Annotated in this window: 17 protein-coding genes and 2 riboswitches; of the genes, 1 reads left to right on the top strand and 16 read right to left on the bottom strand. The window is 48.4% G+C overall.

Annotated elements, in window-relative coordinates; genetic code table 11:
- Positions 1–189: 189 nt before the first annotated feature.
- From QP775_RS19105 to QP775_RS19085, 5 genes are all read right to left on the bottom strand, one after another.
- A complete protein-coding gene (locus tag QP775_RS19105; protein WP_239332278.1) occupies positions 190–882 on the bottom strand; it encodes an ABC transporter permease in 693 nt (230 codons plus the stop codon).
- Positions 883–907: 25 nt separating this feature from the next.
- The gene (locus QP775_RS19100) at positions 908–1,810 is read right to left on the bottom strand and encodes a glycine betaine ABC transporter substrate-binding protein (protein ID WP_285108435.1); all 903 of its coding nucleotides are present in this window, start codon (positions 1,808–1,810) and stop codon (positions 908–910) included.
- Positions 1,811–1,843: 33 nt separating this feature from the next.
- Entirely contained in the window at positions 1,844–2,503 is a 660-nt protein-coding gene (locus tag QP775_RS19095) for an ABC transporter permease (RefSeq protein ID WP_239332282.1), read from the bottom strand.
- Between the two features lie 4 nt (positions 2,504–2,507).
- Complete coding sequence (locus tag QP775_RS19090; RefSeq protein ID WP_239332284.1) at positions 2,508–3,680, bottom strand: ABC transporter ATP-binding protein; 1,173 nt, start codon at positions 3,678–3,680, stop codon at positions 2,508–2,510.
- Between the two features lie 369 nt (positions 3,681–4,049).
- A riboswitch (cyclic di-AMP (ydaO/yuaA leader) is annotated at positions 4,050–4,183 on the bottom strand.
- 141 nt (positions 4,184–4,324) lie between these two features.
- On the bottom strand, positions 4,325–4,843 hold the full coding sequence (locus QP775_RS19085) for a DUF2179 domain-containing protein (protein WP_285108432.1): 519 nt from the start codon (positions 4,841–4,843) through the stop codon (positions 4,325–4,327).
- A gap of 224 nt (positions 4,844–5,067) precedes the next feature.
- On the opposite strand from QP775_RS19085, the gene QP775_RS19080 reads away from it, so the two are divergent.
- Positions 5,068–5,916, top strand: coding sequence for an EcsC family protein (locus QP775_RS19080; protein ID WP_285108430.1), 849 nt, complete (start codon positions 5,068–5,070; stop codon positions 5,914–5,916).
- 318 nt (positions 5,917–6,234) lie between these two features.
- Here QP775_RS19080 and QP775_RS19075 read toward each other — a convergent pair whose 3' ends face one another.
- From QP775_RS19075 to cobD, 11 genes are all read right to left on the bottom strand, one after another.
- Positions 6,235–7,806 (bottom strand): cobyric acid synthase, encoded by a 1,572-nt coding sequence (locus tag QP775_RS19075; RefSeq protein WP_285108650.1) that lies wholly within the window; start codon positions 7,804–7,806, stop codon positions 6,235–6,237.
- Positions 7,807–7,985: 179 nt separating this feature from the next.
- The gene (gene cobS / locus QP775_RS19070) at positions 7,986–8,828 is read right to left on the bottom strand and encodes an adenosylcobinamide-GDP ribazoletransferase (RefSeq protein ID WP_285108428.1); all 843 of its coding nucleotides are present in this window, start codon (positions 8,826–8,828) and stop codon (positions 7,986–7,988) included.
- The gene (gene cobU, locus QP775_RS19065; RefSeq protein WP_239332292.1) at positions 8,825–9,382 is read right to left on the bottom strand and encodes a bifunctional adenosylcobinamide kinase/adenosylcobinamide-phosphate guanylyltransferase; all 558 of its coding nucleotides are present in this window, start codon (positions 9,380–9,382) and stop codon (positions 8,825–8,827) included. Before cobU ends, cobS begins: the two co-directional genes overlap by 4 nt.
- Positions 9,379–10,434, bottom strand: a complete 1,056-nt coding sequence (gene cobT / locus QP775_RS19060) for a nicotinate-nucleotide--dimethylbenzimidazole phosphoribosyltransferase (RefSeq protein ID WP_239332294.1) — start codon at positions 10,432–10,434, stop codon at positions 9,379–9,381. Before cobT ends, cobU begins: the two co-directional genes overlap by 4 nt.
- 219 nt (positions 10,435–10,653) lie before the next feature.
- The gene (locus QP775_RS19055; RefSeq protein WP_285108424.1) at positions 10,654–11,598 is read right to left on the bottom strand and encodes an ABC transporter ATP-binding protein; all 945 of its coding nucleotides are present in this window, start codon (positions 11,596–11,598) and stop codon (positions 10,654–10,656) included.
- A gap of 7 nt (positions 11,599–11,605) precedes the next feature.
- The gene (locus tag QP775_RS19050; RefSeq protein WP_239332298.1) at positions 11,606–12,676 is read right to left on the bottom strand and encodes a FecCD family ABC transporter permease; all 1,071 of its coding nucleotides are present in this window, start codon (positions 12,674–12,676) and stop codon (positions 11,606–11,608) included.
- A gap of 58 nt (positions 12,677–12,734) precedes the next feature.
- Positions 12,735–13,724 carry an ABC transporter substrate-binding protein gene (locus tag QP775_RS19045; protein WP_239332300.1) on the bottom strand — a complete coding sequence of 330 codons (990 nt, stop codon included), beginning with the start codon at positions 13,722–13,724 and terminating at the stop codon, positions 12,735–12,737.
- Positions 13,725–14,015: 291 nt separating this feature from the next.
- Positions 14,016–14,208: riboswitch (cobalamin riboswitch) on the bottom strand.
- 160 nt (positions 14,209–14,368) lie between these two features.
- Positions 14,369–15,430 carry a histidine phosphatase family protein gene (locus QP775_RS19040; protein ID WP_285108420.1) on the bottom strand — a complete coding sequence of 354 codons (1,062 nt, stop codon included), beginning with the start codon at positions 15,428–15,430 and terminating at the stop codon, positions 14,369–14,371.
- Positions 15,346–16,314 carry an adenosylcobinamide-phosphate synthase CbiB gene (cbiB, locus tag QP775_RS19035; protein WP_285108418.1) on the bottom strand — a complete coding sequence of 323 codons (969 nt, stop codon included), beginning with the start codon at positions 16,312–16,314 and terminating at the stop codon, positions 15,346–15,348. The genes QP775_RS19040 and cbiB overlap by 85 nt, the downstream gene beginning before the upstream one ends.
- A 62-nt stretch (positions 16,315–16,376) precedes the next feature.
- On the bottom strand, positions 16,377–17,183 hold the full coding sequence (locus tag QP775_RS19030) for an adenosylcobinamide amidohydrolase (RefSeq protein WP_285108416.1): 807 nt from the start codon (positions 17,181–17,183) through the stop codon (positions 16,377–16,379).
- 22 nt (positions 17,184–17,205) lie between these two features.
- A complete protein-coding gene (gene cobD, locus QP775_RS19025; protein WP_350338988.1) occupies positions 17,206–18,474 on the bottom strand; it encodes a threonine-phosphate decarboxylase CobD in 1,269 nt (422 codons plus the stop codon).
- Between the last annotated feature and the right edge of the window lie 284 nt (positions 18,475–18,758).

Here is an 18,758-nt window from a genome sequence, read left to right as displayed (position 1 = left end):
CCTTACCGACTTTCACTACTTATCCCAGTGTAATAGTATTGAATTAATACGTCAACGTTTACATATAAAACGTAAGAAAAAGGGATAAATTCCTTCTAGAATCCGAAATACATGCATTAAAAATACACCTTTCGTATAGATAGCAGGTGCTCCTAAACGAGCATGCATCCATCAAAAGGTGTAAGTTGTTTACGTAGTGCTAATTTTCTTATTTCCTTGACGCTTCACCTTACGCTCGTCAAACTTAAGCTTGCGTTGGAAGTAGCCCAGTACGATATCTGCCACAATTGCCAGCAATGCAGCGGGGATCGCCCCCGCATAAATGCGCAGCGGGTTCTGGTTGTTAATGCCCGCGTAAATCTCGCGACCAAGTCCTTCTCCGCCAACCATTGGCGCAATCGTGACAACCCCAATCGCAATGACAGCTGCGATCCGCAGCCCTGTCATCATGTACGTCAGCGCAAGCGGAAAGCGAACTTTCATCAGCAATTGCAGCGGACTCATGCCAATCCCGCGTCCAGCTTCAATATAGCTTGGGTTCACCTGCTTTAGTCCCACGTACGTATTCCTTACGATTGGATTTAATGAATAGAACAGCAAACCAATAATAACGGTTGTACTGCCGAGCCCTAATACGAGCATCAGCAGCACTAGCAAAGCTAAGCTCGGTATAACCTGCAGCACGCCTGTAATTCCTAGAATGAATTTAGCCAGCCTTTCATTTTTCGAACATAATATGCCTAAAGGCAAACCTATCACAATCGCTAACCCAAGACCGCTCAGCACCATCACAACATGTGACACAAAGTACTCCCAGAGCATACCCGAGTTACGACTCATGTAAGCTAACAAATCTGCTATCGACCATTGATAATCTCCCATTGTATCCTCCTTTCTTGTCTATACACTATTTCTTACTCAAAAGCCCTTTGTCTTGCAAATATTGAAGCGCAACCTCGCGCTCACTCTTCTTCTCCATATCAACCTGATAATTCAGGTTGATCATCGTATTCACATCAATGCTGCCAATCAGCACCTCAATGGCCTTGGCCGCTTCCGGATGCTGCCGCAAGGCATCTTCGCGCATCACTGGCGACGCATCATAGGGTGGGAAAAACTGCTTATCATCCTCTAATGTAATCAGATTGTAGGCCTTTAAGCGCGAGTCTGTTGAGTACGCCACCACGATATCCACTTGATTGTTCCCAACTGCCTGGTAGACTAAGCTTTGCTCCATTGGATACGACTTGCCGAATTTATATTGATAAGCTTTTCGGAATGCTGGATAGCCAACGTCTGTTCGTTCGAGCCATGTCGTGTCTACCCCGAGACGCAAATCAGCTGCATCTTTGCTTATATCCGAAATTTGCTTATATCCTTTCTCATCCGCTAAATCTTTTCGAACGGTGAAGGCATACGTATTTTCAAACCCTAACGAATCAAACCACTTGAGACCCCAATACTTATGGAAGCCTTCTTTTGCCTGCCGTAGCACACGATCGCGATCCTTTGTCTCTTCAATCGGGAAATGGTTGTTAAAAATCTCGCCACTGTACAAGGTGCCTAACTGCACGTCATCATTTTTAATTGCATTTAGAACAACGGTGCTGGACGCTAGGTCTGGAATCACTTTGACCTTGATGTCCGTCCGATCTTCGATAAGAGCTTTATACATTTCAGCCAAAATCTTCGTTTCCGTAAATGTCTGTGTTCCGATAATAAATTGGTGCTCTGTGCCACAGCCAGCCAGAAGTACCGTTATCATAAGCATGACGCCTGTAAGTCCGGCTGTTATTTTGTTGCGTAGCATACCGTTTCCTCCTCCTCGTGCTCTAGTTCGGTTTTATGCAGCAATCGAACTTGTCCGTCCGAATCGTTTTGTTAACAAACGCTCCATCCAGCCAAGCAGAGCATCAGCAAGCAGCGCCAGCAGGATTGCTCCCGCAGCTCCCGTCACAATCAGCTCCAACTTGTTCACGCCAAGTCCAGATACGATAAGCTGCCCAAGACCGCCAGCACCAATCAGCGTCGCAAGCGTAGCCCAGCTGATGATGTAAACTGTCGTAATGCGAATTCCCGACATTACATAAGGTAGTGACAGTGGAAATTGAATGCGTAAAATACGCTGCATCGTTCCATACCCCATCCCCCTTGCCGACTCCAGCACACTGGAATCTACAGAAGCAAAGCCATCATACGTATTACGCAGTATCGGCATGATGGAATACAGGAACAAGGCTACCACCGCAGGCTTCATGCCTATGCCGAGAAAGGGAATAAGAATGGCGAGCAATGCCAAGCTTGGTACGGTCTGCAGTAAGTTTGCAAAGAAAAACACGATGCTGTTGATCCATTTGAAACGGTTATATACAAGTAAAATACCTAATGGAATGGACAGCAAGCAGCCTAGCAATACGGATGCAAAAGTGATGACCAAATGCTCCTGAAGTGCGATTGCAATATCAGCACCTCGTTCTTGAAAAAAGGAAACCAAGTTATTCATAGGTCTAGGCCTCCTCTCCGAGGCTAGAAGCAAATTGTTCCACAATCGTCGGATAAACTTCATTCAGATGCTTAACGATGCTACCCCGCGTAATCAGTCCAAGCAGACGACCATCGTCATCTACCACGGCCAGGTTTGTTAATCTGTGATTGCTCATCATCTCAATAGCTACTGGAAGTGATGTACCCGGAGCGACCTGATAGCCAATGGGACGCATGACGTCACCGACCGTCTTATTTTCCTCGTTAAACATATTAAGCACACGATAAATGGACACGATACCAAGCAGCTTGCGGAAGCGGTCTACTACAAACAAGGAGTCAACCCTGCGCCCTTCCATAATTTTGACGGCTTCTGCCAATCCACGGTTGGGATATGTTGTCGCCGGCTGCGTAACCATCACGTCATCTACAGTAGATAGACGCAGCGGCTCTCCCTGCGGTCCTTCCTCCATCCGTTTCTGCCCGATAAAGGTGCGAACGAAGTCATTTGCGGGATAGCGCAGTATTGATTCAGGTGACCCCGTCTGAACAACCTCTCCATCCTTCATCATCACGATCGTATCGGCGATCTTTATGGCTTCGTCCATATCGTGGGTAACAAATATGATCGTCTTATGTAGCTCCTCTTGCAGACGACTCAGTTCCTCTTGAAGTTGTTCGCGACTTATCGGATCTAATGCGCTAAACGGCTCATCCATCAAAATAATGTCCGGATCAGCGGCCAATGCGCGAATAACCCCGATACGCTGCTGCTGCCCCCCGCTCAGCTCAGATGGATATCGATCACGGTAAACCTCAGGGTCCAAATTAACCATCCGCATCAATTCATCTACTCGCGGTTGAATGCGATCCTGCTCCCATTTTTTCAAATGCGGCACCACTGCAACATTTCTCGCAATGGTCATATGCGGAAACAAACCAACGTTCTGGATCACATAACCTATATTCCGTCTGAGCTCAACCGGGTTCTGTTCGGAAATGTCTTTGCCATTAATAAGCACTTTACCGCTAGAAGGGGTAATCAAGCGATTGATCATTTTCATGGTAGTGGATTTGCCACAGCCGCTCGGGCCAATAAAGACGGTAAGCTCACCTTTTTTGATCGTGAGGTTAATATCTTTTAAAGCATGGAATCCATCATCATATACTTTGTTTACCTGCTGCAGTTCAATCATTTACAGTCACCTCTTCTATCTATTCTGTTCTAAGCCACGTGCAGACACCTTGTATCCTTAAACTTATCCGTTTATTTTCAATCAAAAATGAAAACTGCCGCCGTGCTTTTCGTTCGAAAAAATGCGATTATAGCCAGTTTGTTCATAAACCTCCTTTCTAATTCTACATTTGTGCAGAGCAGTGCCAGTTAATAAAAGAGATGGGCCTGGAGAGAAATAACACGGGTAATAAAGAGTGCTACTTGCGCGGGAATCCGAAATAAGAAAACCCCGAACAAACGGATCGTCATCATGACATCCGATTCATCAGGGTCTGTAAATGCAAAAAAGAACCCAAAATCACGTTCGGGTCCTAAGCCAAATGATCATAAATAGACCCATCTCCTACTGACGAGGTTAGCTGACGGGCTCGGAAAAGATGGATTCCTACGCCATAATGGCGATTCGCCCCAATGAAACGGTTCCCCCGCTTCCCTTGGTTGGGAATTAAGCATATGTAATATTATATATAGGTTTGTGCATATAGTCAACTTTGGTCAAATGTTTGAGCTCATACCCTTCGCTTATTTAAGCCATGAACGTAATAAGTTCAGCACCTATAATCACATAAAAACACCTATGCCGACCCCCCTGAAAGGATATCGCTAACGCCTAGTCGCCTTCGCCCAAAAGCCCCCATGAAGACGCGTCGGCTCAGATGTCACAATAAATGCGCGCGGCTCCACATCCATGATGGACTGATATAGTTTTTTTTGATTTTTACGGCGTGCCAGTACCTCCAGCATTAACCGATGTCCGTCTCGCCCGCTCCCAATCCAAGTCGTCACACCGTAACCCAGATCACGCAGATGGTTGGGCAAACCACTCTCTGGATTGTTTACAATCACCCGCAGTGTGACATAACCAAGCGCTATCTTTTCTTCAATCCAAGATCCAACTAACACACCCAATCCATAACCAAGTGCATATACGATCAAACTTATCGGCTGATCCAAATACTTGAGCACCATGTTTAAACCAAGCACATAAATCGTAATTTCGACACAGCTCAGCGCAGCGGCATAATACTTCTGCCCTTTCAGGGTTAGGATCATCCGAAGTGTGAAAAAGGAGACGTAAACGATTTGGATGATAAAAATAGAAACCAATAACCCTATTACCATGAATTTCTCTCTCCTTGGAACTGCCCTTAGTTTATATCTTCATCATTACCCTGACAGCCTACATTCCAAACGGAACAAAAACAGGATATTTCATACATTTCGTTGAAACAATGCGCTTGTCTACACGTACAACTCCTTATTAGTAGTTGAATGCTTCTTGTGTTGCAGACCGTGCAAAGCGAGAACCGCCTTAGCCAATTCGTGAATCCTATCAGGAGGTCATTATGACGACATACGAGCAACGTGACACACTACTGCAGGCCAAAATGGAAATTGAAAAGTGGGAAAAAGAACAGCGTGATCTCTGGTTTTGGGAGAAGATTGGGCGTATCCCGTTTATGATAATTGACAAGCTTAGCCCTAAAATATTGCAGCGCAAAGTTGGTCAGGTACTAGATGAAGTCGGCAGCTACCTGCACACAGGGGGACGTTATTTAATCCAAGAAAAGCACGTGTTAAACAAAATTGAAAGCCACTGGAAGAAGACCGCTCCTCAGCAAGGTCTAACCGTCGCGAGTATCGACGATGTTCAGCATGTTCCTCTTGCGGTACGCGACGAAGTCGCGTCTCAACTGCGGGAATCCCATAAAACTGCTGCTTTTGCCCAAGGCGCTACGACAGGCTTTGGCGGCATATTCACGCTGGCGATTGATATTCCTGCAATTTTGGGCATATCGCTCAAGGTCATTCAGGAGACAGCAATCAGCTATGGATTTGATCCGAATGAACGCGAAGAACGTGTATTTGTTGTAAAATGTATGCAGTTTGCTTCGTCTGATATTGTGGGTAAGCAGGCGATTCTTAAAGAGCTCACCGAATTCCATCGTGCTGACCGCGATCGTGAGGCACTGTCAGAGATGCAGGGCTGGCGCGAGACTATGATCGCCTTTACTGATAATTTTGGATGGAAAAAATTGTTCCAGGCGATTCCGATAGCTGGTATGGTGTTTGGCTCCTTTATGAATCGTTCGCTCATTCATGATGTGGCGGAGACGGCACAGATGATGTATAGGAAACGAGTCGTGCTGAAGATGCTTCAGGAGATGGACAATGAGGATGGGGAGATTTCTTAAAGCATAAAAGGAACTGTGGAGCTGAGCTAACGCGAAGCGTGGACGCATTTAAGCACAGCCTGGATAGGTAAAGCACAGATAATGCGGCGGTAGCACAGCTTATCTAACAAGGCACTGACAGGCGCAGCAGCACAGCTAGGATAGCAAGTCACAAATGGACGCGGTAGGACACTCTCGCAGCAGAGCAGCTTCAATTGGATATCAGCTTCCTATATTCGTAAAGTCAGTTACCAATAATGAATGTGGCAGACTCACACATTATTATCGGCACTGACTTCACGGGCCATTATCGCTTCACATGGCCCCTTTGCACGTTCATTAATCGCACCCTATCACCTTGCGAATCGCTTCCATATTCAAATGCTTGCGTGTGAGCTCTGCAAGCCGATCATACGCCTGCTCTTTCTTCTCTTTAAACCGAAGCTGCACAGGCAATGGGTCAAATCCCTTAGAAGTACGGATTGTGTTTAACCAACCACGGCGAAATTCATCGTTGTGGAACAATCCATGCAAATACGTTCCAAACACGAATCCATCCTCACTTACACAACCGTCATCCGTTTTGCTTAATGTGGAAATATCCGACACTCCACTGTCCCCAGGAGAATCCGCTGCAACTGCCGCTAATCTAACAAGTGCAGTTGCATCACTTGATAACTTGACCGAGCGTCCCATATGAATCTCATACCCTTCCATAGCCAGCCCTTGCAGCGGCCTCCATGAGGGCGAGCTCGTGATCAACGTGCCTTTCACTTGCTCCGTTCGTTTTATAGCGGCAAATTCCGTCTCGATAGGCAGCAAACCTAAGCCATCCACTATAGTTCCCGGCTCCGCTTCTACACCTTCCAGATCGATCAATAACTTGCCCAGCATCTGATAGCCTCCGCAAATGCCGACGATCCGCAAATCTTTCTCTTCTCTGCTTCTTCGCTCACGGAGCACGGTCAATGCTTCTGCCAAGCCTGTTGTCTGCAACCACAGCAGATCGGCAATTGTACTCTTCGAACCCGGAATAATAACAACATCTGGATCGCCTAATTGCTGCGGGTGTTTGACGTATCGGGTACGCACGTCAGATTCAGATGTTAGAGGATCAATATCGGTAAAATTAGAAATTCGCGGGATGGCAAGTACCGCAATATCAATATCCCGTTCTGGATCTATTCGACCTTTCCATTGTTCCAGCGCTACTGAATCCTCAGCTTCAATGTCCAAGTCGTCCGCGTAGGGCAGAACGCCCAGTACAGGCTTACCCGTCCGCTCCTCCAACCATGTTAATCCAGGTCGCAAAAGCTCCAGATCGCCTCGGAACTTGTTAATAATAAATCCGACGACGCGCTCGCGTTCATCCGGCTCTAACAGCTCCAACGTACCTACAATCGAGGCAAATACTCCACCACGATCAATGTCTGCGATTAAAATGACGGGTGCATCCGCCCATTTAGCCATATTCATATTAACAATATCATTATGCTTCAGATTAATTTCAGCAGGACTCCCTGCACCTTCCATCACAACGATGTCATACTCTGCCTTTAATCGTTCAACTGCTTCCGTTACAAGCTGACGAGCCACTGGGAGAAAGTCCGAGCGATAATGGAGCGCACTCATATTACGATACGGTTTGCCGTGCACAATGATTTGCGACTGCATGTCCTGCATCGGCTTGATCAGAACGGGGTTCATATCTGTGGTGGCCGTTATTCCGCACGCTTCAGCTTGAACGCCCTGTGCGCGGCCTATTTCTTTGCCGTCAGGAGTTACGTATGAGTTTAACGCCATATTTTGTGATTTAAAAGGCGCAACCCGATAACCATCCTGTTTAAAAATGCGGCAGAGTGCCGTCGTCACCACGCTTTTCCCGACATCAGAAGCAGTACCTTGGAGCATAATCGTCTTTCCAGCAGCCTTCTGCGCAGCACAAGCAGCAACGGCTGCACCCGCAAGGATCTTCTGATCTACATGTGCACCCACTGCACTTTCAAGATTTATTCTATTTTCATGCCCATTGGCTTCATCCTCTAGTCTATTCACCTCTGCACAAACCTGATGGATCTGTCGTTGCTGGCTCATCGTCCTCCACCTCCGTCTAATCCCAAATTGATAACAAGTCCTAACAGCAGCAGCGTCAGCATAATCTCACATATGGCTCCATACGTATCACCGGTTAAACCACCTAATTTACGCGAAATGCTGCGAGAACAAGCCCAACTGAATATTTGGACAATAAGAATATAACCGCCCAACAACAGGATCGGACTCCACCGCCAAGCCTGTTCCATACCCCCAGCTGCAAATGGTGCGGGAAGATTCAATCCCCCGAATAAAAACAACGCTGAGAGTGCAATCGTAGTCAGCATCGTCCCTAGCACATAAAACATATGAACCCCTTGAAACATAACACCAAGCCCTGATTCCTTGCGTGCACAAGGCTCCGATGCAATTGCCCACACCATCGCGTAACGACTGCCGATAAACGGGAGAGCAATAAACAATCCCCATTGTCCATGCTCCATCATCACGGCAAACAATGACCATTGAACGAGCAAAACGATAAAACAGACGATAACCCCCATCGCCCCGACGCGGCTATCCTTCATAATTTCCAGCATCCGCTCCCGCGGTCGGTGGCTTAGAATACCATCTGCGGTATCCATAAGGCCATCTAAATGCAATCCTCCTGTTAACCCCAATGCAATGAGCAGCACGACTGCTGCTGCAGGCCATGGCGGAAGCACAGCTGTTAGCCCTGCCCCTGCCAGCCATACCAATATGCCTACCAGGCCACCCGCAAGCGGAAAGAACACGACACTGCGCTTTAACACTTGATTTGTAAATGGAACCTCCACGGGAAATGGGATACGAGTCAGAAATTGTACGGCAGCCACTAAGGCCTGCAGCCAAAGCTTCATAGGTCTACCCTCAGTCTTTTTATTTCAACAGGAATGCCTGCTGTCACCAGATACACTTCATCTGCAAGCGCAGCCATACGTTGATTCAAGCGGCCAGCAGCATCCCGGAAGGTTCGACCCAGCTTGTAGGCTGGAACTACACCGCTTCCAACCTCGTTTGTTACACATACAAGCATGCCGTCGAATCCTGCTGCCGCCTCTACTATTTGGGTGATGCAATCGTCCACAAGCTGCTCCACGCGCGGATGCTGCTCAACAGCAAGCAGCTCATTCGAAAGCCAGATGGTCAAGCAATCGACAAGTACCGCTGGCTCCGCAGCAGCATTTATCCATGCTGGTAAGCCCCGAGGACTCTCAGCTATACTCCATTTATAATTAGCCTCAACTCTTTGCTGCTGATGAAGGCGGATTCGCTCCCTCATCTCATCGTCATATGCCTCGGCAGTTGCGACATATGTGCTGCCCTGCGGCGAGTGCTTCATGACATATCGCTCAGCAAATGAGCTCTTGCCACTGCGGGCTCCGCCTGTGACCAGAACAATGCGGCCACTCATTTTACATCCTCTTGTCCGGATACGCCTGCCTGCGCAAATGTCGCCATCTCCCGCATAACTCGGCAAGCGGCATCAATAAGTTGGAACAGAATTACTGCCCCCGTTCCTTCACCCAAACGCATATTCAAGTGGAGCGGAGCTTGCAAGCGCAGCTCCTGCAGAAGCGCCCGATGCCCTCTTTCATCTGACAAATGTGATCCAATTAAATACCCATGAACCTCTGGCGCTAGTCTCACAGCTGTCAAAGCCGCTGCGCTGGAAATAAATCCGTCAATAACGATAGGTGCCCGATGACGTGCAGCACCCAAAATAACTCCGACAAGTCCAGCAATTTCCAAGCCGCCTACTTTGGCCAGCACGTCAAGCGCATCTTCCGCCTTCGGTTGATTAAACTCAAGCGCCCGGCGCACCACATTACATTTGTGCTGCCACTGTTCATCACCTATACCAGTACCACGTCCGACTGCATCCTCTGGTGCCATCCCCGTAAATGCGCATAAGATGGCGGCACTTGCCGTCGTATTGCCAATTCCCATCTCACCAGTTGCAAATAGGCGGACGCCTTGCTGCACCAGCTCTTCAACCGTATCCACGCCTGCTTGTATAGCAGCTAACGCTTCTTCACGTGACATCGCGGCCTCTTTTACCATATTAGACGTACCATATCGTACCTTACGAGACACCAGATTAGGATGGTTCAATTCGGCATTAACACCCACATCCACGCACACAACCTGCGCCCCCGCTTCGCGTGCCAGCACATTAACAGCCGCGCCGCCGTGTATGAAATTTAACACCATTTGTGGGGTCACTTCTGCTGGAAATGCACTAACGCCTTCCTCACATACACCGTGATCACCCGCCATAACGATAACTGCTTTTTTATCTAATTGAGGGACTGTTTCTCCCGTGATGGCTGCAAGCTGCAGTGAAAGCTGTTCCAGTACACCAAGACTTCCCGGCGGCTTTGTTAACTGATTCTGGTGATTAAGAGCTGCCTGGCGGGCCTCTTCATTTAAATTTGGGATTACGTTACTCCATTGCTGTGTCATCATTCATCATCTCCATTTGTGTCGGTTTATTCTTAGGTGCATCGAAGTGAGTTATCTTCATCATAGATATGAACCGTAAGATCAAACAAATTAGTTTGAGTTTTCTTTACGTTCAAATCAGGCCTTCACACGTACGCTACTGCCTCTTCTACAGCAGTTCATCTTGCAAAACAAACACTAAAGCGCTGCATAACCTAACCTATAAGCAGCAGTAGCACGCTATTGCTTGTCTCCTATTGATCCAGGACAAACGAGTACTTGCGGCCTACTGCAGTCCGGATGCGGCACAATGACCGTCTTGGTATCAAATACATGCTGCAGTAATTCCGTCGTCATAAGCTGCTGCGGCGTGCCTTCCGCCGCGATCACACCTTCCTGCATCACCATGATCCGATCACAGTACAGCGCGGCCAAGTTCAAATCGTGCAGGACAGACACAACCGTCAAACCGCAATCCTGCTGCCAATCCCTAATCACATCCATAAACTGAACCTGATAGCGAATATCAAGATAAGTGGTCGGTTCATCCAACAAAACAATACTAGGCGATTGCGCCATCAATTTGCCGAGCGCTGCCCGCTGTCGCTGTCCTCCGCTCAAGCGGTCCAGTGGGCGATCTGCGATCTGTTCCAGTTGGAGCTTAGACATAATATGATCCACGATCAGCCCGCTGTCTTCGCGTTCACTGCCAAACCAGGATTGATAGGGAAATCTGCCCATTTCAACAATATCCCGCACCGTGAAATGCACAGGCGGCAAAGCTTCCTGCTGCAGCACTGCCATAAGACGGGATAATTCCTTTCGCTTATAAGCATGAATGGCTTTTCCATAAATGGATACCGCGCCCTTTGACGGTGTCTCTGCATTAGACAGCAGGGATAACAGCGTTGATTTGCCGCTGCCATTAGGGCCGATAATGCCCAGCCATTCACCTGCTTGAACAGAGAGCGAGACATCATGCAGCACTTGTCGGCCGCCATAGCTATGATACAATCCAGCAGCAGCAATGACAGGGACTTCGGTCACAGCATACGGTATGCTTGACGTGTAATCACTAGCATTAGCGCCGTCAGAGCTGGTATTAGATTCGATCTTTCCTTTGGACTCCGACATACCTGCTGTTTTTAACGTCACACTCCCTGGGCCTTGATGTTGATGTGCCATTAGCGCCTCACTCCCCCCGTCTCACCTTTTTGTTGCGTATCAATAAATAAGCAAAGAATGGTGCACCGATAAAGGCAGTGACAACACCCAGCGGAATTTCCGTAGGTGCCAGCGCTGAGCGCGCAATCGTATCTGCCCACATCACGTATATACCACCGCCCAAAGCTGACATCGGCATAAGCAATCTATAATCAGGTCCTACGATAAGTCGAAGCATATGAGGGACCACCAGTCCTACGAACCCGATGACTCCGGATACAGAGACAGCCCCTGCCGTTACTAACGTTGCAGTTAACAGCACGATCCATTTGGTCCGCTCTACGTCCAATCCCAGATGGGACGCCTGTCGCTCGCCAAGGGCAAGCAGATTGAGCTGCCGTGTATAAGCACACAACACAATAAAGGTTACTGCAAAGTAAGGGGCAATTACATAAATATAAGGCCAGCCTCTTAAAGCCAAACTCCCCATTACCCAAAACAAAATTTCATTGATCGTCTGCTTGGACATAGCTACCATAAAGGACACAATAGCCCCTAGAAATGCATTGGTCACCACACCCGACAGTATTAGGGTCTCGATCGGAATTTTGCCATTTTCCCTTGCCATTCGCAAGACAACAATAAGCGTAAGTACTCCCGTTACAAATGCAACAACTGGTATTGTCCATTGTCCGAAGAAGGCGTACTGCAGCCCAAAATAAATAAGCAGCGCTGCACCAACTGAGGCTCCAGATGATACCCCCAATGTATAAGGATCTGCTAATGGATTACGCAGCACCCCTTGAAACGCGGTCCCCGCAATGCCTAACGAGGCCCCTACCAAAACAGCCAGCAGCACACGCGGGAAACGAACATTCATCATTATTTGAGCAGAAGCATCATCCCATGTAACTGGAACCTGATCCCCGATCCAAGGAAGGTGGTGCAGCAAAATACGTGTAATCTCGCCAAATGGCATATGTACGGAACCGATTGCAAGACATCCTACAACGGACAAAAGGAGCAGCAATATGCCTGCTCCTCCTGCGATTGTGATGTGTCGCCACGTTAAACGCGATGTTCGGTTGATGTTATTCATCATGCCTCATCCCATCTTAAGTTGCTCATCTTGGTGTAATCTCTCAACAATTGTGGTATTACTTGATTAAATCTGGATAGATGGCTTTTGCAATGATCTTGAGTCCTTCCGCTACACGAGGTCCCGGACGGCTAATCAAGTTCGAGTCAACGCCAATGACCTGGTTGTTCTTGATTGCGTTAATGTTTTCCCAGCCCTTGCGTCCACGTATAATCTCTTCAAGCGTCTTGTTTGTAGCCGAATCTACAATACCTTGCGTGAACATGATTACATCTGGGTTGCTCTTAATGATGTTTTCTTCATTGATCTGAACCCAGCCTTGCGCATCCGCTGCTACGTTTACGCCACCTGCCAGCTCGATCAATTCATTCATAAACTCGCCGCTGCCAACCGTCCAGCCTGGTGAGAACTCAATATATACTTTTTTCTTCTCCGTTACATCTTTAACAGCCGTTTGGATATCGTCACGTGTCTTTTTCATGCCCTCTACAATATCTTTCGCTTGCTGCTGACGGTCCGTAATCAGACCATACAATTCGATATTTTTAAGTACATCATCAAATGATTTAGGTTCTACTTTAAATATCGTAATTCCCAAATCACGGAACTTCTTCACCACATCTTCTTTCATGGAGATGCCGGTAAATACGATATCAGGCTTTGCTGCGATAATGGCCTCTTCGTTAGGCTTCATAATGCCGCCCATTTTAGCTTTAGTCTTCGCTGCTTCCGGGTAGTCATCATAATCAGATACCCCTGCAATCTGGCTATCCAGCCCTAAAGCAAACAGGGATTCTGTCTCTGCAGGAGACACCGACACAATACGCTCAGGAGCTTTGTCAAACTTAAACTCTTCTCCTGTTACATCCTTCACTGTTAACGGATATGTAGTCTTTAAGGCATCAGTAGATGTCTCTGTTCCCGTCTGTTCCTGCTGCTTGTCTGGTGCTGGTGTGCCTTCTTCCTTAGCTCCGCCACAAGCAGCGAGGCTTACAGCCAACACGCATACCATCAAAGCTGCTAAAGTACGATTCCACCATGGTTTCATGAATAAATCTCCCCTTATCTTGACAAATAACTTGTTCTCATTCCAGAAACGGTCAGCGCATTTCAGCATCGCTCTTTCGCTCTTCGGATATTGTTAACTATTCCCTACCACATAATAAAATCCCTATTCCACAACATAGCGGGAATAGGGATCTGATCGACTGACATCGTACAGCAGAAGCTTATCGCAGTCAGCTGTCGACATATGCCTCGGATTCATGTCCGCACACATATATCGTCGCTAACAAGCGACCGATAGGAGTTGACGTTGGTCCTTTCCGCGAAGGATTGTTGCTCGTCACGTCTTCTGGCAGGTTTCCTGACTTACGGAATTCATGATGACTATTCCTCCCCATCAGGGTCGGACATTAGCTCATCATAGGGTAACTCCGTTATACAGTGGCGGGACCGTGCCGGAATTGCACCGGCTTCCCTATTACCTGTCTCCTTGCATCTGGGACAGGACCTGAAGACGTCATATACACTTGTCCGTTCCAATTGTGAACTTAATGATTGATTATAGGTGAACAACAGAGGGATAGCAAGTTACATATTTCGCAATCCTACCTTTTCCATCTGGCTCATACGTAGATTGATCTCACCTATCAAGTAATTCTCATGGAAATGTATGATGCCAACAAAGCACTACACAAGCGGCTCTGTCCGCAGGAATCGCCACTGCCTGCCCCACCGCTGCGCGATGATGATATACCCGCCTCCAGTTGGCACTGTCATGTCCCAGAATGATGCCTCTGGCCAAGCAAGTGTGTACAAGCTGCGCACCACTCCACCGTGTGTCACGATCAAAATGTCCTTAAGGGGGACACTCCTCGGTGAACGGAATGTTCTGCGTACTTTGGAGCATCGGGACACCCATGGTTTACTTCCCTTAGAAGGGGAGCGGACTAACGCGCTTGCCAGAATCGCTTGCCATGCGTCTGCTGTACGTGCTTCAAAGCTGGACCACGACTCCCCGCCTGGCGGGACAACCGCCTCCATGTTGTCCAGCCAGGCGCGATAGTGGTCGTCCGCTTGCAAGTCGCTGTATGTCAGGCCTTCCCATTGGCCGAAATCAAGCTCGCGCAAGCGCTCATCAAACACGGCCCGCTGTGCGCCGTGTGGGCACACCTGCGCCAAGGTGCTCACGCACCGGCGCATATCGCTCGCGAATGCGAGCGGACGCCGCGCTGCCAGCTTGCGGCGCAGCGGGCGTAAAGCCGCTCCGGCCTCAGGCAGGAGCGGCACGTCCGAGCGGCTGACATACCGCCGCTCGACATTAGCGCGCGTCACACCGTGGCGCGCAACATACAGTCGCACCAGCACAGGGGTGCGACGATTGCCGGCTGTGCCCCTATTGCGGGCTAAGCCTTTATGTAGAGCCTCACTCCTGTCACACGCCATTTGCTTACTGCGAGTCGCACTTTGGCTAACCGCGGAGCTTCTACCGCTCAACACACGTTTGCCTGGTGACTTACGACAGCCACGTGCTGAACATCGGGTAAACGCTATGCTATTGCCACCTGTCGTTGCATCCCTTGCCTCACCTCTCGCTGGCTTGCGACGATTTGCCACGCTATCCCCTCTAGCTGCTCGACGATGCCCTACTGCTCGTGGAAGTGACATCACAGCAGCCACCCACCGCGCAGCATAAGCGCGAGCAAGCCCAGCACCGCGAACAGCAGTGAAGTACCACGCAGCAGCCGACAAGTTGCCGGAATATGCTTGGCTGCCAGTTCCTCCAACGGTTTCCCCATATAGGCACGGAAAGATCGAACGCCTTTGTACACGTTGTAGCCCCCCAAGCGTATGTGGAGCGCGCCCGCAACCGCCGCTTCCGGCCAGCCGCTGTTCGGACTCGGGTGTTCCTCCGCGTCGTGCAGCGCCGTCTGCCACGCACGCTTCGCATCACCTGCCCGGAACAGCCAGGCACTAACAGTCAGCAGCAGAGCGGTAACACGTGCAGGAATCCAGTTCGCCAAATCGTCCAAGCGGGCTGATGCCCATCCGAGATTCATGTATTTTTCATTTTTATACCCAACCATCGAATCTAACGTATTAATGGCTCTATAGGCCATGGCGAGTGGGGCACCACCAAATAACGCAAAAAATAACGGAGAAATAACCGCATCCACGATATTTTCAGCCACAGTTTCTACTGTAGCCCGAACAATTTCGGGTTCATCCAGCGTATCTGTGTCACGTCCGACAATCATGCCCACCTCTCGTCTAGCACCAGCTAAGTCTCCCCCCGCAAGCTTGCGGTATACCGCCATCCCGGCATCTTGCAGCCCCTTGACCGCAATTGTGGTCCCAATCAGCAGAGCTTCTACTCCCCACGCCAGCCACGGATGGACATGATGCAGTGCAAAGAGCAGCGTCCATGTCACACCCCAAGTCCCGCCGACGATGACAAGCGGCAGCAGGCTGCCTAATGGCTTCAACATCCTTTCCGACCCCGATACACGCCGGATAAATCGCTCCATTGCAGTTATTCCCTTACCGATCATGACAACCGGATGCGGCAGCCAACGCGGATCGCCAACAATGCGATCCCATATGTAAGCTGCAGCCCATATTGCCGCTGCGTACATGTTCTACGTCCCCCTTGCCGCCTTTATACTTTATCTAGTTCCTACCTTGTTACGAAACCTAGCTAGACAGCATCATTATCATCTTCAAACTGGGTACGTACCGATTCGGACACCGTATTATAGACCAGCATGCCGAGCTCATTACCAATCGTTGTTGCTGTGCCGCCATACTGATGTTCGGCCGTATAGCGTCCACGATCCAATATCGCGATTGCTACCGTATCCGTTGTTGTACCCGTAGCGATTAATCCAGTTTCACGATCCCGGATATTTAAATCAGCAAGCGCAGCTGCCTTAGCTTCCACTGCACTTTGAAGCAGGTTCAACACAGCGGCTTCCTGAATACGTGCCTCAATAACAATGATTGTATTAATTGTGCCTGGTATCATCCCAGAGAACTTATCGTCTTTATGGTCCTGCGCTTTTGCAAGTGAATCCTTACGCTCCAAGTTCTCATCAAGAGTCAAGTAAGAGGAGTATGTCTCTCGCTTCATACCCGCTCGTGCTGCATTAGAGGTGCCAGCTGTTGTAGCGCAGAATAACGAGAATTGATCACCCTCCAGTCCTTCTACAGACAAGTGTGTCATCCTGGCTGCAGTTAGCAAACCAACCGTTTGTTTGGCATCATAACCCCATTCCTTACACTTCAACTCCATATAACCTACAGGATCGCTGCAATCGAATCCTTTGCCCACCATATGATTGACAATTTTAGTAGCTTGAGCATGTCCGCCGTGGAAGACTGCACTGCTCCACACATCGGCTGTCTCTTCCCACTCTACGACGGCATGTTCATTGCGCCAAGTTACTTTAACCCCTTGCACATCTTGAGATTCATAATATTGACTTCCTTTTCGGTAAGGCTGCACTTGATTGTCCTCCTTTTATGAACTACAATCTCAATACGTCCACTAGTTCCTGCATCAATCTTTCATTAGCTGTACGGTTTTTGACAGCAAGCCGGAAATGCCCGTCCTGCAGTCCGTCATACATTGCGCAGCTGCGAATCAGAATCCCTCGCGTACCCAACTGCTGCTGCAGCTTTTCCGCTGACCAAGGTGCAGGGAGATGACACAACATAAAGTTCGCCGCGCTTCGCCATGAACGGACACCTTGCTTTGTTAATTGCTCTTCCATCCACGTACGTTCTGAGCTCACCATGTTTCTAGTCTGATGTTCATATTCAATTAGCAACTGTCGGTTGTTCTTATCAAATAACGCCTCTCCCGCTGCCAATGCAAAGCCATTCACACTCCATGTCACCTGTTTTCTTGTCATCTCAGCAATTCGCGTAGGCGAAGCGAGCGCATAACCAAGTCTTAGACCAGGAATGGCATAAAACTTCGTTAAAGAGCGTAGGATGACGATGTGGTTAAATTCCGTTAACAACGGAAGGGCTGTATAAGCGGCCTCATCATCCAGAAAGTCGATAAACGCTTCATCTACGACCAATATACAGCCCGATTGCTCCGCAGCTATAGCAGCCTTACGAAGTGTGCTTCTGTCATACAAAGCACCAGTCGGATTGTTAGGGTGCCCGATAAAGCACACCTCGACTTTTCGGATCAACGATACGATCTGGTCCTCAGAAGCACGGTAATCCGGATCGCTGCCAGTAACATGTAATACATTTGCACCGTATTGCTTGGCGAGCGCTTCGTATTCGGAGAAGCAAGGAGACACTACACCAACTAAGCTTGGATTGTATGCCAGCAATACAAGTGCCATACATTCAGCTGCCCCATTACCTAGCATCAACTGCGACTCCGTCACTTGAAGCCTGTCCGCAAGTGATGCCTTTAGGATGCGGTGAGCAGGGTCTGGATATTGAAGCATTCGGTCCCATGCTTGTTTTAACGACTCACGTACAAATAAAGGAGGTCCCAAAGGATTAATATTGGCGCTGTAATCCAGAAATTCATCCGCTCGGCCACCAAACGCGGCTGCCGCTGTCCAAACGTCACCCCCGTGACCATAACGTTCTACTTTAGCCATGCTGGCATCCTCCACAACACTAGTACTTTGTAATGATCTTGCATCAGTTAAATCTTTTCTTGCCTGCAGCACATTTCGCTGACGTTCCGGTTTGTTTCCTATCCTGCTCTTATTTAATTTTGCTGTGTTATTCAGGTTTACTACTTCACAATTCATTACTTTCATGTTAGCACTCCGCTAACAGTGCTTTATCGCGCTGATGCTCTTATGTATCATCGTTCATTTTAATCCTGTAAGCTCCAACTTACAATGACCCACGTCAACATCTCCTCACAGGCACTATTGCCAAACTGTTAATTGTTATATACTAAAGACAACGCTATTGCTTATTTTAGAAATATGGCATACCCTTGTTTCATCTTAATTAGATTCTTTCACAACCAATTAAGATAACGCTTACATTCGTACCTTATTCTAGCTGTTGTCTAGGCCGAAGCTCTATCTCAATA

This window comes from Paenibacillus sp. UMB4589-SE434 (assembly GCF_030226685.1).
In the GTDB taxonomy this organism is placed as follows: domain Bacteria; phylum Bacillota; class Bacilli; order Paenibacillales; family Paenibacillaceae; genus Paenibacillus_B.
Note: the sequence above shows the minus strand (reverse complement) of the source record. Positions and strands in the feature narration are given on the sequence as shown.